Source organism: Streptomyces sp. JNUCC 63 (assembly GCF_054366325.1).
In genome coordinates, this window is the sequence record NZ_CM135963.1 from 8,554,153 (window position 1) to 8,567,785 (window position 13,633).

The 13,633-nt window shown below is 71.0% G+C and carries 14 protein-coding genes and 1 pseudogene; 4 read left to right on the forward strand and 11 right to left on the reverse strand.

Annotated features, from left to right (window positions below):
• Positions 1–679: 679 nt before the first annotated feature.
• Together ACX25U_RS39985 and ACX25U_RS39990 are read right to left on the reverse strand one after the other, a co-directional pair.
• On the reverse strand, positions 680–853 hold the full coding sequence (locus ACX25U_RS39985; protein WP_454387414.1) for a hypothetical protein: 174 nt from the start codon (positions 851–853) through the stop codon (positions 680–682).
• A gap of 100 nt (positions 854–953) precedes the next feature.
• On the reverse strand, positions 954–2,384 hold the full coding sequence (locus ACX25U_RS39990; protein ID WP_454387416.1) for a hypothetical protein: 1,431 nt from the start codon (positions 2,382–2,384) through the stop codon (positions 954–956).
• Between the two features lie 466 nt (positions 2,385–2,850).
• On the opposite strand from ACX25U_RS39990, the gene ACX25U_RS39995 reads away from it, so the two are divergent.
• Both ACX25U_RS39995 and ACX25U_RS40000 read left to right on the forward strand, forming a co-directional pair.
• Complete coding sequence (locus ACX25U_RS39995; RefSeq protein WP_454387418.1) at positions 2,851–3,303, forward strand: SRPBCC family protein; 453 nt, start codon at positions 2,851–2,853, stop codon at positions 3,301–3,303.
• Between the two features lie 186 nt (positions 3,304–3,489).
• Positions 3,490–3,654 carry a hypothetical protein gene (locus ACX25U_RS40000; protein WP_454387420.1) on the forward strand — a complete coding sequence of 55 codons (165 nt, stop codon included), beginning with the start codon at positions 3,490–3,492 and terminating at the stop codon, positions 3,652–3,654.
• Between the two features lie 150 nt (positions 3,655–3,804).
• Here ACX25U_RS40000 and ACX25U_RS40005 read toward each other — a convergent pair whose 3' ends face one another.
• From ACX25U_RS40005 to ACX25U_RS40020, 4 genes are all read right to left on the reverse strand, one after another.
• A complete protein-coding gene (locus ACX25U_RS40005) occupies positions 3,805–4,980 on the reverse strand; it encodes an RNA polymerase sigma factor (RefSeq protein ID WP_454387422.1) in 1,176 nt (391 codons plus the stop codon).
• A 9-nt stretch (positions 4,981–4,989) separates the two neighbouring features.
• Positions 4,990–5,397: a YciI family protein gene (locus ACX25U_RS40010; RefSeq protein ID WP_454387424.1), complete on the reverse strand. Its 408-nt coding sequence runs from the start codon at positions 5,395–5,397 to the stop codon at positions 4,990–4,992.
• A gap of 756 nt (positions 5,398–6,153) precedes the next feature.
• Complete coding sequence (locus ACX25U_RS40015; RefSeq protein ID WP_454387426.1) at positions 6,154–6,987, reverse strand: transposase family protein; 834 nt, start codon at positions 6,985–6,987, stop codon at positions 6,154–6,156.
• 51 nt (positions 6,988–7,038) lie between these two features.
• On the reverse strand, positions 7,039–7,503 hold the full coding sequence (locus tag ACX25U_RS40020; RefSeq protein WP_454387428.1) for a hypothetical protein: 465 nt from the start codon (positions 7,501–7,503) through the stop codon (positions 7,039–7,041).
• A 417-nt stretch (positions 7,504–7,920) separates the two neighbouring features.
• Between ACX25U_RS40020 and ACX25U_RS40025 the strand changes: the two genes are divergently transcribed.
• Positions 7,921–8,088 carry a hypothetical protein gene (locus ACX25U_RS40025; protein ID WP_454387430.1) on the forward strand — a complete coding sequence of 56 codons (168 nt, stop codon included), beginning with the start codon at positions 7,921–7,923 and terminating at the stop codon, positions 8,086–8,088.
• A gap of 20 nt (positions 8,089–8,108) precedes the next feature.
• Positions 8,109–8,602 (forward strand): annotated as a pseudogene (locus ACX25U_RS40030) (IS5 family transposase); the annotation flags it as partial.
• On the opposite strand, the gene ACX25U_RS40035 reads toward ACX25U_RS40030, so the two are convergent.
• The 5 genes from ACX25U_RS40035 to ACX25U_RS40055 all read right to left on the reverse strand — a co-directional run bounded on the left by ACX25U_RS40035 (position 8,544) and on the right by ACX25U_RS40055 (position 13,139).
• Positions 8,544–8,933 carry a hypothetical protein gene (locus tag ACX25U_RS40035; RefSeq protein WP_454387431.1) on the reverse strand — a complete coding sequence of 130 codons (390 nt, stop codon included), beginning with the start codon at positions 8,931–8,933 and terminating at the stop codon, positions 8,544–8,546. The pseudogene ACX25U_RS40030 and the gene ACX25U_RS40035 sit on opposite strands and share 59 nt — an antisense overlap.
• Before the next feature lie 225 nt (positions 8,934–9,158).
• Entirely contained in the window at positions 9,159–9,446 is a 288-nt protein-coding gene (locus ACX25U_RS40040; protein WP_454387433.1) for a putative quinol monooxygenase, read from the reverse strand.
• Positions 9,447–9,937: 491 nt separating this feature from the next.
• Complete coding sequence (locus tag ACX25U_RS40045) at positions 9,938–11,011, reverse strand: IS110 family RNA-guided transposase (RefSeq protein ID WP_454386631.1); 1,074 nt, start codon at positions 11,009–11,011, stop codon at positions 9,938–9,940.
• A 938-nt stretch (positions 11,012–11,949) separates the two neighbouring features.
• The gene (locus tag ACX25U_RS40050) at positions 11,950–12,594 is read right to left on the reverse strand and encodes a hypothetical protein (RefSeq protein WP_454387435.1); all 645 of its coding nucleotides are present in this window, start codon (positions 12,592–12,594) and stop codon (positions 11,950–11,952) included.
• Positions 12,591–13,139: a TetR/AcrR family transcriptional regulator gene (locus ACX25U_RS40055; protein WP_454387436.1), complete on the reverse strand. Its 549-nt coding sequence runs from the start codon at positions 13,137–13,139 to the stop codon at positions 12,591–12,593. Before ACX25U_RS40055 ends, ACX25U_RS40050 begins: the two co-directional genes overlap by 4 nt.
• Positions 13,140–13,633: the final 494 nt, after the last annotated feature.

Sequence of the window (13,633 nt, forward strand, 5' to 3'; positions counted from 1 at the left end):
CTGGCAGGCGGCCCGGTCGAGCGCGGCCGCCGACGTCATCTCCTCGCATGGTTCAGCGGGCGCCTTCCCGTATGGAGTCACCACGGCCAGCCGTGGCGTCTGGCACCCGCATGGATGCGCGCCCGTGCGGAGCACGCGCGACCGCTTGGCACGCTCCGGGGCGTCAACCAGGGCCGCCCGGTACCCGTCCAAGGGCACACGCCGCCGCCTTGCCTTCGACCGGTTGAATCGGCGCAGCCGCTCTTTGCCGGGGAAGACCAGGGGGAGGAAGGCAGGGCCGCGGATCTGGCCCGGCTCCGGGTCGAGCACGGCCACCGGCACGCCGTTGCGCAGGACAGGACGCGCTGCACAGGCAGCAGGGGCGTGCAGCCGTCAAGCCGGCTCCCCGCCCCACCGGCCAGGTCCGGATCGTCAACCGGCCGGCCGAGGGCGGCGACCTCACCGACTCGTTCTCGCCCGGTTTCGGGCTCGGACCTGTTCGCGGCCGCGCACGCGCGGCTGGACGCACTCGGCGTCCGCGGCCCAGCGATCCGGCGTGACCGCCGTACCGGCAAGTCGCCGCGGTCCCCTGACCGCACGTATGGCGTGACATATCGGACGGAGTGGGCGGGGCGAGGCAATCAGGCCTGGAGGCGGCCGGGGGGCTGCCGTGGTGGCCGTTGGCGAGCGCGCGGCCGCGTCAGCCGGGCGAGGCGTGCGGGCCGATGCCGAGGTGCTGCGGAACGAGGCCGGTCGACAGGTGCCGGCGCGGCCGTGCGGTGTGCCGGTGGCGCACCCGGCGCGCACCCTGCGGCCGCCGCACCGCGGTCTTCACCACCGCACGGCAGAACAGCCGTCCCAGCTTGTTCGGCACCAACCGCTCGACCAGACTCCCCCTGCTCCGCCGAACGACCGCAGACGACCAATAGAGGCTGCCGGTGAAGAGGCTGACGTCCCTGCGGGACGGCCGGGCGTCAGCGGCCCAGACCGGCCGCCCCCAGGAGCCGACGGTACGCGTGGGCGCTGAAGAGATGCTGGACCTTCTGGAGCAGTTCGCCTACCTCCGCCGCTCCACGGGGTACGTCGGCACAGGGATGCCAGCCCTGCACCGACTGCTCGGCCCACGACCGCAGCCGGTCGTCCGGATCCGCCAGCAGCGCCACCGACGCCCTCAGCCCTACGAGCCCGCCGGCGGCGTTAAGGAGCCGGAACGCGGCGACCCGCACGTGCCGCGGCCGGTCGGACGCCAGCCGCGCGGTGAGCCAGTCGGTGTCCAAAGACCGCGCCGAAGGCAGCAGGGCCGCGGTCACCTCCCGGACGACACCGGGCGCTGCGTCCTCCAGCAGGGGCAGCAATCGTCGCGTGCCGGTTGCGTCCAGCGTGCGCAGCCCGGCCACGGCCCGCGCCCGCACCCCGGGGGCGGGATGGGTGAGCAGGGGCCACAGCAGTGCGGCGTCGGTGCGCTGGCCGCATTCCGCCAGTCCGATCGCTGCGCCGGGCGGCAGCGCGGCGTCGCCCGCACAGGAGCAGCGGCGCCGGTACCAGGGCAGCGGATCGATGCCGTGCTGCCGCAGGACGTACCGCGCGCAGGCCCGTACCAGGGCCGCGCGGTCGGCCAGGAACTCCTCGGCCCGATCCGGCCGCCCCGCCCGCCGCAGTGCCGTGACGCCGATCGCACGCACGCGCGGAAAGCGGGCTCCGAGCAGTGGGGTGAGCACGTCGTCGCCCGGCGCGCCCGCGGCCGAGTCGCCCACGGCGGCCAGAGCGGCCTGGCCGCACAGGGTCTGCACGACCACGTCCTCGTCGCGTGAGGCCGTGCGGGCCAGTTCCGCGGAAGTCAGCAGGCGCTCCTCGACCGCCAGGCGGTACGCGAACCGCCTCACCCCGCGGTCGGCATGACCGAAGAGGAAACCGAGATGCTCGCGGGGCGTCGTGCGCAGGATCTCGCCGAGCAGTCCGACGACGGCGTCACCGCGGTCTCGGCGGCCGACGAGCAGGATCAGCGGGGCCAGGGCCACAGCGGACTCCGCATCCAGCAGGTCGCGCAGGAGCGCCCGGGCCCGCTCGCGCACCGGGTCCGCCCAGTCGGAGGCACGGATCACCAGCAGCGGCAGCAGACCGGGATACGCCGCCGCCTGCCGCACGGCCCGCTCACGGATCCGGCCGTCGCGGTGGCACAGGGCCAAAGCGAGCCGCGGCTCGTCGAACGACGCGGCGTCGGCGGGCAGCGGGGCGGTGCGCTCCCCCTGCGGCAAGCGGCCCGGCCGGTACCAGTCAACGGTCCGCACACCGGTGTCCAACGCCAGCCAGGCAAGAGGATCGGCGACGGTGAGGGCAGCTTGCAGCGGCGCACCACCCGCCAACCGCACCGCCGCAGCCTCACCACCCCTGAAGTCCCCACGCATGCCCCACACCCCCACCGCCGCCCCATGGCACCCGTCCCCCCGGGATCGTAATTCGGATACAGACCCAAGACCGCAGGGTTTTTGGTTCCCCCCGCACATGCATCCGCCGGGAGATCCGCAACGACACCCGCGAAGCGCTCCTCCTCACCCTCGGATGCGACGGAGGGCGCAGGAAAGGCACCGCCACGGCAGCGCCGTCCACCACACCCTCACCGCCCTGGGCACCGGCCTGCTCAACGGCACACCACGGCTCTCGCAGCAGGAGGTCGGGACGCCATAAAGGTGGCCGCGGGTCCACTCGGCGTGGTGCCCGTGACGCCGGATGGGCGCTGTGGTGGAACCGCGAGGAACGGTCGAGATGCCGACGGTCTCGTCGTCGCCCCGGACGGTACAGCGATGAGTTTTTACGCCCACGGGCGTCTACAAGTGCAACAGCCCGACCAGGAACGAGACGAGGAGACGAGACATGAGCACCGAGCAGACCACCGCGGCCGACGGCTTCGCCTACACGCTGACCCGCACGCTGGACGCCCCCGCGGTGAAGGTGTGGCGGGCGTGGACCACCGCCGAGCAGTACGCCCGGTGGGCAGGCGCTGCCGCCGGCTCCGTCGAGATGGACGTACGGCCGGGCGGAGCGTGGAAGGCCACGATGCTCACCCCCGACGGCGGCCAGTTTCCGCTGACCGGCTCCTACCTCGAGGTCGTCGAGAACCGCCGCCTGGTGATCGGCATGGACGTCCCCGGCAAGCCCGAGCCCGCCACCATGACCGTGAAACTCGACCAGCAGGACGGCCACCACACACAGATCGTGCTCCACCAGACCTGCGACACCGCCGAGGAACGCGACATGGCCAAGCAGGGCAGCACCATGCTCCTCGACAGCCTGAGCACCTTCCTCGCCGCAAGGACGACAGACTGAACGCTTTCAGAAGTCACCAGCAGGCCGCAGCTCACAGGGCAGGTCCGGGACAAGCCCGATCCTGTCCCTGACCGACCGGCTGTGCGGTTACTGTCCGGCCTGTCAGCGGTGGATCGTGACGCACGGTGAGCCGTTACTGCGGCTGAACCGGACACACATCCTGGTGCCGTTGCGAAGGCGGCGCCCGTGCGGGTGCTCAACTCCGTGAAAGCCCTCGAAGAAGACATCGACACCACACACTGCGATGCGGTCGCTTTCTGCGATACGCGCGTGGGTGAGCCGCTTGCCGCACAGCCGAACCGTCGCGGATGGGCCGCCTTCACCGGGCACTTCACCGGGCGGGTCTGTTGAGGCACCACGCTTCCAGCGCGCCTGTCGTCGCTACGCTTCCCCGCCGGCAACGCGTTGCGCATCTGGTCTCGGCCTGCCTACTCACTGTGCGGCGACCGCTTGGGCCGCGGGGCCGCGCCGGGTACTGCGGGACATTGCGAGCGCGGCCCGTCAGCGACATCGGCGGGCGTTGAGCCGGGCGGCCTGACGGGTCAGGTGGTCGCGCTCGGCGAGGCTGGATGCCTTGTGGGCCGCCTCGGCGTACAGCCGTGCCGCCGTCGCCAGGTTGCCGTCGCGCTCGTGGAGGTACGCCGCCACCGCGGCGTGGCGGGGCAGTGAGTCGTCCAGCGCCGCGAGTGCCGCCAGGCCGGCGCGCGGTCCGTCGGCCTCCCCGACGGCCACGGCGCGGTTGAGCCGGACGATGGGGCTGCCGGTCAGGCGCGCGAGCTCGTCGTACCACTCGACGATCTGCACCCAGTCGGTCTCCTCGGCGGTAAGCGCGTCGGCGTGGAGGGCCGCGATGGCGGCCTGGGCCTGGAACTCGCCCAGCCGGTCGCGGGCGAGGGCCGCCTGCAGGATCGCGATGCCCTCGGCGATCGAGGCGGTGTCCCACCGGCCGCGGTCCTGCTCGGCGAGCGGTACCAGGCTGCCGTCGGGCGCGGTCCGGGCGGCGCGCCGGGCGTGGTGGAGCAGCATGAGGGCGAGCAGCCCCGCCACCTCGGGATGGTCGACGGCGGCCGCGAGCTGCCGGGTGAGCCGGATGGCCTCGGCGGCGAGGTCGACGTCGCCCAAGTAGCCCTCGTTGAAGACCAGGTAGAGGACGCGCAGCACGGTGGCGACGTCGCCGGGCTGGTCGAACCGCACGCCGGCCACGGTGCGCTTGGCACGGCTGATGCGCTGCGCCATGGTCGCCTCGGGCACCAGGTAGGCCTGGGCGATCTGGCGGGTGCTCAGCCCGCCGACGGAGCGCAGCGTGAGCGCGACCGCCGATGCCGGGGTCAGCGACGGGTGGGCGCACAGGAAGTAGAGCTGGAGGGTGTCGTCCACCGCGGGCGCCGGCCCGGGCGCCGACTCCTCGTCGAGGAGGTCCTCACGCCGACGGCGGGCGGCGTCCGCCCGCCGCCCGTCGAGGAACTTGCGCCAGGCCACAGTGACCAGCCAGCCCTTGGGATCCCGCACCGGGTATCCCCTGCCCGAAGAGCTTGGGGAGGGGCCGGCCGGCCAGACGCGCACCGCCTCAAGAAGCGCCTCCTGCACGGCGTCCTCGGCCGCCGCGAAGTCGGCTCCGCGGCGGACGAGGATGGCGAGCACGCTCGGCGTGAGGCTGCGCAGCAGGGCCTCGTTCATCTTGAAAGGTCATTCCGTGACGGTGGGCGGCGCGGCCAGGAACGGGCGCACCTCGAGCCACTCGTGGATCGGCTTCCCGCCCGCCCCTGGGGCGGCCGACAGTTCCCCGGCCAGCTCGATGGCGCGCTCGTAGCTGTCGACGTCGATCACCATCCAGCCGGCGATGAGGTCCTTGGTCTCGGCGAACGGGCCGTCGGTGACCGGCGGGCGCCCCTCGCCGTCGTACCGCACGAACGTGCCCTCGGGGGCGAGCGCCTGACCGTCGACGAACTCGCCGGTCCGCTCCAGCCGGGCCGCGAAGTCGTGCATGTACCGCACGTGCGCCGAGATCTCTTCCGGCGTCCACTGCTCCATCGGCACGTCGTTGACCGCGGCCGGAGCGCCGCGGTAGTGCTTGAGCAGCAAGTACTTCGCCATCGTGTCTCTCCCCGGTGCTGGTGCGACCCATTGTGGGCCGCGTTCACCCCGGGGACGGATCCAGTCACGGGTTCTCGACATCGCCGTCCGAACTTTTTTCGGGCTCTCGTGGATGAGCCCGGATGAGCCCTCTCGCGGTGCCCGGATCCCCGTTTCCTGCCCCTGTGGGAAGCCGAAACCCCCGCACCCTCCGCCCCGGCCCCCCAGCCACTCCCCCCAACCCCCCTTCAGGGAAGCCCCCCGTGTGGCACCCGCGTCGAAGAACTCCTCACCGCCTTCAAAGACGCACTCAGCCCCCAACGCCCCCCCAACCATCGGCACCCGCCGCTGCCTCGCCACCCCCATCCCCAGCGTCACCCACTGGAGCGGCCGCTGAGTGCGGTCCCGCGAACACGGTGGTAGGCCAGGAACAGTGACCCCTGGCTGGTCTTGGGCCGCGCGTGACGGCTCATCCTCCCGCCAGGCCCGTCTGACACGCCCGGTCCCGGTACTGCAGCGCCGAGAGGCTACCGGGCCAGGTAACGGTGACAGGGCTGTCGGGACAGTGACTCAAGGACTCCGTCAGTGCAGCCTGCTCGCCAGCATCGACGCTCCCCCTGCACGCACCCGGCTTCACGGAACCTCCACGATCCGGGAACCTCGCCATGGCACTGAGCTTCCTCCAACTTCGAACCCGCAGGTCATCGGGGCTGGTGTGAGTCAGCGATCTCGTACTCGTACTGGTCGCGGGCGGTTGCCTGCTCCCAAGATCGTCTGTCAGCGTGCGACCTCGGTGTTGGTCAGCACGAGCAGCGCCCGCAGCAGCGTGGTCGCGTAACGGGACGACAGCCGGAGCTTGGTGAGGATGCGCCAGTTCTTCAAGTGGGCGAAGGCGTGCTCGCAGACCGCGCGGACGGACGCGATCAGCTTGTTGACCTGCTTCTTCGCCTTCGTGAGTGGCTTGGTGCGGGCGGCCTTGTAGCCGGTGATGACCACGGGGTTGTCCACATCGTCGTCCAGGCCGGTGAAGCCGAGGTCGCCGATGGCGCCCAGCTCGTGGGCCCGCAACTGCTCGACGAGCCTGTTGTAGCGGGCGGTGGTGATCTCCGAGGAGCGTCCCGGGCGGGCCGCGGAGATCCACAGCAGGCGGCCCTTGTCGTCGGTGAGTGCCAGGAAGAGCAGGCCGTGGGTCTTGTGTTTCCCACTGTAGTTGCGCCGGTTGTCTTTCCCGGTGCGGCGCCGGGTGCGGATCAGGGTGCCGTCGACCAGGACCACGTGGCCACCCTTTCGGGTGACCTTCTGCAGCGCGCGGTCCAGCCGCTCGGCCCGCGCGGCGAGCAGTTCGATCACCTCCATCACCCAGCGGCGCACCGTGGTCGCGGAGATGCGGTTGCCGCCCGCCATGTCGGCAAGCCGCTGGTCATGGCGGAGAACGGCCAGCACGATCGTGGCGATTCTTCCGGGCGGCAGCTTGCGCCACCGCGAACCGATCTTCTTCAGGTGACCGCGCAGCAGGTCGCCGAGGAGGGTCAGGGTGGCCGTGGACAGCGTGAGGCTGGACTGGTAGACAACCGTTCCGGTGCCCCCGGCGGGGCTGGTCTTGTTTCGCATACGATACCAACTGCCGCCGGGGGCCCTTGGGTTACGGTCCTGGGCGGACGCTCACAGCGTGGTGGTGAACTTCCCGTCGGCCGGCTTGCGCAGCCAGCCCCGCTCGGCCAGCCGGTTCAGCTTCGCGCGCATTGCCTCCGAGCGGGCCGGCTCGGTGGACATCCCCAGCCCGGCGCAGACCTGCCTGACCATGACCGGCCCTTCCGCCCGCCGCACCACGTCCATGATCCGCTGGTAGTCCGCGGGCAGCACCGCCTCGTCCATGCCCCGCTCGCGCGGCGGCACCAGCAGCACCGCACGGCCCGCGACCTGCCCGGCAGCCGGTGCCGGCACCGCTTCCCGCTCCACGCGCAGCTGCTCGGCCAGCCGACGCGCAACCCGCTCGGCCACGGCGAGCTCCTCCAGCTCCTCGCGTACTTCCTGAAGCTGCTGACTCAACTTCTCCGCCTGCAACTCCAGTTCCGCTCTGCGGGCCGTGATCAGCTCGCGAAGGTCCGGTTCCGCGTCCTGGGCCACCCGATGCACCTCCCGCCCGGATCGTACGGACAGGCGCCCCGCGCACGCCGGGAAACCCGTGGATCCGTGATCGCCGAAACGGCAGACGATCTTGAGCTCCGACAACCGCCCCCGACCAGCGCGAGAGCACGATCAACGACTCACACCAGCCCCGTGACCAGCAACTTCAAGGTGGTGGATCTTCAGTGACCTGCGGCGCTACGAGACCGGTGAGAAGGCTCGCGCAAGAGATGACGCAAGAGATCATGCAGGAGATACCGCAGGAGATCGCGCAAGAGATGTTGCCGATGATCTTGGGCGGGGTCAGTAGCCCAGGCGGCAGGTGTTCCAGCCCCGGCCGCCACGTATCAGCGCGCCAGACCACTCCAGGTCGGCCAGGTGGTAGGCGACCGACGCGGTGCTGCGCATCCCGACGGCGTGGACGGGAGGGCCGAGTGGACGTTCCCGGCCACGTACGGCGCTGCTCCAGCCGTCACGGCGGTCACCCTCGACCCGGATCCCGACGACGACCATACAGTGGCCGTCGCGCTGGAGGAGGTCACGGCCTGGTGCGCGGTCGCGGGTATGGCGGACCTAGTCTTCTGAGTCGGGAGTTCTGTTCAGATGTGTCTGTCCGGTTGGTGATCACTGATGCGATGTGGGTCCTGATCGAGCTGTTGATGCCGGCTGATCCAGTCCGCGGTCGGCGATGGGCCGACCACCGCCGAACCCTGGAGGCCATCGCGTGGAAGTACCGCACCAGCTCGCCCTGGCGAGACTTGCCGGACGAGCTGGGCCCGTTCCAGACTGCTCACAAACGGCTGCTCAGGTGGGCCGTGGACGGCACCTGGGAACGGATCCTCGCCGTGCTCTTGGCAGCGGCCGACGGTGCTGGCGACATCGGCTGGACCGTGTCCGTGGACTCCACCGTCTGCCAGGCCCACCAGCACGCTGCCGGAGCCAGGAAAAAGGGGCTTCAGATCGGGCTGAACCTGAGGACCATGCGCTCGGCCGCTCCCGCGGCGGCCTGAGCACGAAGGTCCACCTTGTCAGCGGACGTACTACCGCAGGTCCGTGCTTGGTTGGCGACGCCAGTCCCATTCCGGGTGATGGTCCAGCAGCGTGAGGAACTCATGCGTCGACAGGATTTCGTGGTGGTTGGTGTCGATAAGACCGTCGAAACCATCGAGAACGCGACGGAGGAAGGCCCGGGCCGCGTCCATGGACTCGCACGAGACATAGACCCCGTACGGCTCACCGATCTGGGATCTCACCTCCGCAAGCTCGTCCGGCTCGTAGTCGGCCAGGATCCTGCCGGAGAGGTCGAGGTAGTACGAGTACCCGTGCCAGTGGAGCCGTTCGTCACCCGTCGCAGCATCCGGCGCGAGATCAAAGGAACGGATTAGCCCCTCAAGTAGCGGGCGTCGCCCCACAGGGGCAAGAACGATCACAGACGGCCAGGACACAAGCCTCCACCTCCGCAGCGACAGTATCCGAGCAGCTCCCTCACGTCGTCTGACTTCTCGACCAGCCAGTGCAGCTGGCACCGGCGCACGAACAAGGAGACACGCTCTAGGCCCGCCGCGGCCACGGCGTCGCCGAGCCCGCCGGACCCGATGTGCGCGTGCACGTGATGGCCGTGGATGTCGGGCAGGAGAACTCCTGACGGAACAGGGTCAGGTGAGCGAGCGCACATCCACAACGCCGTACTCGGCGACGGAGGCTGCGAGCATCGCGGTACTCTGCTCCTCGCTTGGGCCACTGCCACGGAAGCTCGTGACGGCCTCCTGACTCTCCCACCGCTCGAAGACGTTGATCCGCCCCCGGTCGATCAGATCGGCAGTGATCGCGAAGTCGAGGCAGCCCGGTGCGCGGCGCGCCTGCTCCACGATGCCGACGCACCCAGCCAGGTATTGCTCTCGCTGAGCAGGGTCGACAAAGATCTGTCCGGCGACGATCACCATGGCGTCCTCTTCCGAGTCTGGACCAGCATCTGCCAGATCAGACCCCCCGCAGCGTCCAGACTCATCGCTATGCCGCCCCACTCCTTCGCGCTGGGTCGCACGCCGTCGCAGCGCTGTCATCCCTGAAGGAGCGGGGCCGGTCAAGGGTGTTACCCTGTCTGTTTTCCCGGTTTCCGGCCGAGTTCGGGCAACGCCGAGCCCAGGCGCGGGGTCAAGGCGGAGCGCCCGCAGGCGGAGCCGAGGACGAACGGCCTTGAGGCCGCGGCGGATCGGCGCACACTGGCGGCGCCGGGGACCGGGGGTATGGAGTTGTGGTGTCTCGCCCCAGAGGTGTGGTCGTGGGGTGGGCAGGCTCGGCTGCCGGTCATCCCTTCGCGGCTGCGTCCGGCCCCGCGGCCGGACGAGCTTGTGCATGGGGCGTTCCGCGACGGCCGACGGGATCGATCACGTTAACGGCCGCGCCGCATGCGCGGGGGCCAGACAGTGCGCGATCACGCGTCGGCCGCGTTCCGGCCTGCTCGCGCCGGGTCCGGCTTCGTCAGGCAGCGGACCTCGCCGTCGCGCAGGGCGTAGTAGACCAGGGTGAGCAGCTTGCGGGCCGCGGCGGTCTTGGCCACGTTGCGGGCCGTGGTGCCGCGGCGGTAGACGATGCGGTCCTTCAGGCGCCGCATCGGGGTGTCGGCCCCGCTGCGCTGGACCGCCTCGACGCAGGCCCAGCGCAGCAGTGGCGAGCCCTGCTTGGTGATCCTGCCGCGGTGGACCTTGGTGTCCGAGGCCCGGTGCCGCGGGGTGAGCCCCGCCCAGGAGCACAGCTGGCCGGGTCCGGCGAAGCGGGCCACGTCGCCGATCTCGGCGACCATGACGGCGGCGAAGACCGGGCCGATGCCGGGGATCGTCTGCACCGCGCGGTAGCCGGGATCGCCCGCCAGGGCCTGCGCGATGAGCCTGTCCACCTCTGCGATCTCGCCGTCCAGGAAGGCGATCAGCCGGAGCAGGGAGTCGGCGCGTACCCGGTAGGAGCCGTGCAGCGGTATCCCGGCCAGCCAGGTGCGGCCGCCGCGGTCGAACACGTCGGTCACGGGCACGTGCAGGCCAGCCTTGCCGAGCACCGCGTGGATCTGGTCCTTGGCCGAGGTGCGCATGCCTACCAGCTTGTGCCGGTAGCGCACCAGCTCCCTCACCTGGCGGGTCCGGCGGGGAGCGATCCACGCCTGCGGCAGGCGTCCCATGCGCAGCAGGTCGGCCAGGTCGGCGGCGTCCTTGTCGTCGGTCTTCACCCGCCGGTAACCGAACATCTTCACGCCCAGCGGATGCGCGAGGTGCACCTCGGCTCCGGCTTCCTGGAGCGTGTCGGCGGCCCAGTACCAGCCGTAGGTGGCTTCCAGCACCACCTGCGGGTGCGGGCCGGCCTTGGCGATCTCGGCCTTGAGGGCGGCCGGGCTGTTGTCGATGCGAATCCGCTCCAGCCGTTCCCCTTGGGGGGTCATGCGCAGCAGTACCGAGCGGTTGCGGTGCAGGTCCATGCCCACGATCTGAGGTCCGTCGTAGGCTTGCATCTGGTCCATCAGGGCCTCCTGCCTGTGGACGGTCGTTACTTCTCCTGGACCGAGCATCGTTCGCACCCGGCCGGAGCGGGAGGCCCCGCTCCTTCATCGCATCACGTTGCTGGGTGCATGGATCTCCGACGGCGCGTCGGGGCGTGGCGGGGGTCGGGATTCGGGCCGGTGCTCAGGCCTCGGCAGGCTGGCCGACGGCGCCGGTGGCCTGGCCCCAGATGACGAAGCGGACGGCCATCTCGGCTCGGTAGCCGGGGGCGGTCATCAGGCGGCGGCGATGCCGTCCGTGGGGACTTCCGGCGCGACGTCGTGACAGGCCTGCCGCTGCCGCTGCGCCCTGGCCGCCTGTTCCTCTGGCGTGCCGGGCCCCGCCCGGCGTGCAGCGCGGAGGCCCCTGCCGCCGCGCAACACGAGCCCCGGGCCGCCCGATCCCCCGCCGCGCCGACCACCGGCCCCAGCCCGCCCCAACCCTTTCTCTTTCCTGCTTCGGGACGGCTGCGAGAGGCGCATAGGGGGATGTCAGCACCCCGACCACACCGTTTTAGGCCTGGTGACCTGCGGCGCTGCAAGACCGGCGGGAAGGCTCGCGCAAGAGCTGCCGCAAGAGATCATGCAGCAGATGCCGCAGGAGATCGGGCAAGAGATGTTGCCGATGATCTTGGGCAGGGTCAGCGGCCCAGGCGGCAAGTGTTCCAGCCGCGCCCGTCGCGTATCAGCACACCGGGCCAGGTGGGCGAGGTAGTAGGTATCCGACGCCGTGCTACGCATCCGACGGCGTCGGCGAGGCGCAGCACGGACGGGTCCTCGCCCCGCTCCTCGATCCACCGCCGGATACAGCGCAGGATCTCTTCTGACGGCGGCCGTAGCAAGCGGCCGTTGACGCTCTTCTTCCCGCTCGGTGTCGATGAGGTGTCGATGCCCAGCGGTCCGGTGCCGGAGCTCCGGGCTCAGGACCGGCGGCCGAGGGCTGTGCCGAGCGCGGCGATCCAGACCAGCAGCAGGGGCAGGGATACGAACGCCATCGGGGTCAGGGCGGTGGACGGCAGCAGGTAGCCGATGCCGGACGCGGTAATCGTGGCGGCGAGGGCCCAGCCGGTGACGGCCTCCCAACGCCGCAGCAGTGAGCCGTGCCGCGAGGCCGCGCAGGCAGCAGCGGCGAGCGCGAACATCTTGACGCCGTCCACGCGCTGGACCACCTCGAACAGTGTGCCGGTCCTGCCCGGTGACGCCGGATCGGCTCCGGACACGGCGATCAGCTCCAGGACGAGTTGTACGGACGCGAGTGCGGCCGCGGCCGTCCCGGCCCATCCGGCGAAGCGAGCTGTAGCGTTGCCGGTCCGGCGGGCCCAGCCGAGCAGTCCGGATCCGACGACCACAAGGCCGGCTGCTGCCACACCGTGCACGAGCAGCGCCTGGGCGATCGCCTGGACCGGCCGGTCGGCGTACGCGGTCGCGATCCGGGCGTGTGTGTCACCGACTTCGGGCGTGGCGCCCCATGCGACGGCGAGCCCGACGATCCATGCCGCGGCGTGTGTGTATCCGGCGGCGCGGGTGGCGGTGGCGGTGGCCGGCCCCGTAGCGGTCACGGTCATGCGGTGTCTCCCTGGCTTTTGTCGTGGATGGCACGGGCGAACGCCTCGCAGCCGGCTCGCCATGCGGCGTCCAGGTCTGCGCCGGGCGGGAAGCGGCCGTCGAGTTCGAGCACGACCATGCCGTGCGCGAATGCCCAGAGCGAGCGCGCGATGTCGACGTCGCCGTGCGCCGCGCGGACCAACGGCATCGCCGCGCGGCCCTCGAGCCCTTCGGGCAGTGCGGTGCGGACGAGCGGCCGGGTGTGGGTGATGCGGTAGAGGTGCGGGCTGGCAAGGGCGTGCCGCCGGTAGGCGCGGGCAAGCGCAGGCATGAGTGCTTCGACGCCGATCCCGGCTTCGGCGGCCTCCAGTTCCTGCGCCAACTGGGCCATGCCCTGCGCCTGGAGGGCGGCCTCGACGGCGCCCTTGTCGGGGAAGTGCTTGTACAGGGACGGTGCCCGGATGCCGACGCGCTCGGCGATGCGCCGCATCGACAACGCGTCCGGCCCTTCGGTCTCGAGCAGTTCCCGGGCGGCGGCCGTGATCTGCTGCACGCGGTCAGCCATGGCGCGCCGTCCGCGCGGTTGCGATGCTGGTGGGCCGGCCGGGTCCGGCGACGGGCAGGGTGCTGTCGGGGGTCGTGGCAGTGGTCACGTGGTCCTCCCGCGTCAAGACTGATCCCATTGAGCTAACAGCGTTAGCCGAGCGGTCGTCACCATACGGCTAACAGCGTTAGCCGTCAAGTCTGGAGGGTGTCAAACTCCGATCAGGCCGCTGAGCTGGGAGCCTCCCGTACCACGTCCCCACGCGAAGCCGTCCCCTGGTGAACCTCGTCGTTCCAGCAGCACGATTCCTGCGCTCACGCCCCGCTCCGGCGAAGGCGGCCCAAGAGGGCCGGTTCCTCCTCGGAGAGACGCAGAGCGCCCGCGGCCACGTCGGCGGCCGGATGGTCGAGGTTGCGGTTCCTGGGATGGCCAGCGCGGGCAGTGAAACCGGCTGACCCGCTCCCTGGTCGAGCCTGCAATCAACTGGAGCGAAGAGTAGGGGTGGGGATTTTCAA

Excerpts from the sequence above, each read along its gene's own strand:
- ACX25U_RS40040 (WP_454387433.1), bottom strand. The coding sequence starts at position 9,446 with ATGGTGATCGTCGCCGGACAGATCTTTGTCGACCCTGCTCAGCGAGAG.
- ACX25U_RS40010 (WP_454387424.1), bottom strand. The coding sequence starts at position 5,397 with ATGGCGAAGTACTTGCTGCTCAAGCACTACCGCGGCGCTCCGGCCGCG.
- ACX25U_RS40045 (WP_454386631.1), bottom strand. The coding sequence starts at position 11,011 with ATGGACCAGATGCAAGCCTACGACGGACCTCAGATCGTGGGCATGGAC.
- ACX25U_RS40015 (WP_454387426.1), bottom strand. The coding sequence starts at position 6,987 with ATGCGAAACAAGACCAGCCCCGCCGGGGGCACCGGAACGGTTGTCTAC.
- ACX25U_RS40005 (WP_454387422.1), bottom strand. The coding sequence starts at position 4,980 with ATGAACGAGGCCCTGCTGCGCAGCCTCACGCCGAGCGTGCTCGCCATC.
- ACX25U_RS39995 (WP_454387418.1), top strand. The coding sequence starts at position 2,851 with ATGAGCACCGAGCAGACCACCGCGGCCGACGGCTTCGCCTACACGCTG.
- ACX25U_RS40055 (WP_454387436.1), bottom strand. The coding sequence starts at position 13,139 with ATGGCTGACCGCGTGCAGCAGATCACGGCCGCCGCCCGGGAACTGCTC.
- ACX25U_RS39990 (WP_454387416.1), bottom strand. The coding sequence starts at position 2,384 with ATGCGTGGGGACTTCAGGGGTGGTGAGGCTGCGGCGGTGCGGTTGGCG.
- ACX25U_RS40050 (WP_454387435.1), bottom strand. The coding sequence starts at position 12,594 with ATGACCGTGACCGCTACGGGGCCGGCCACCGCCACCGCCACCCGCGCC.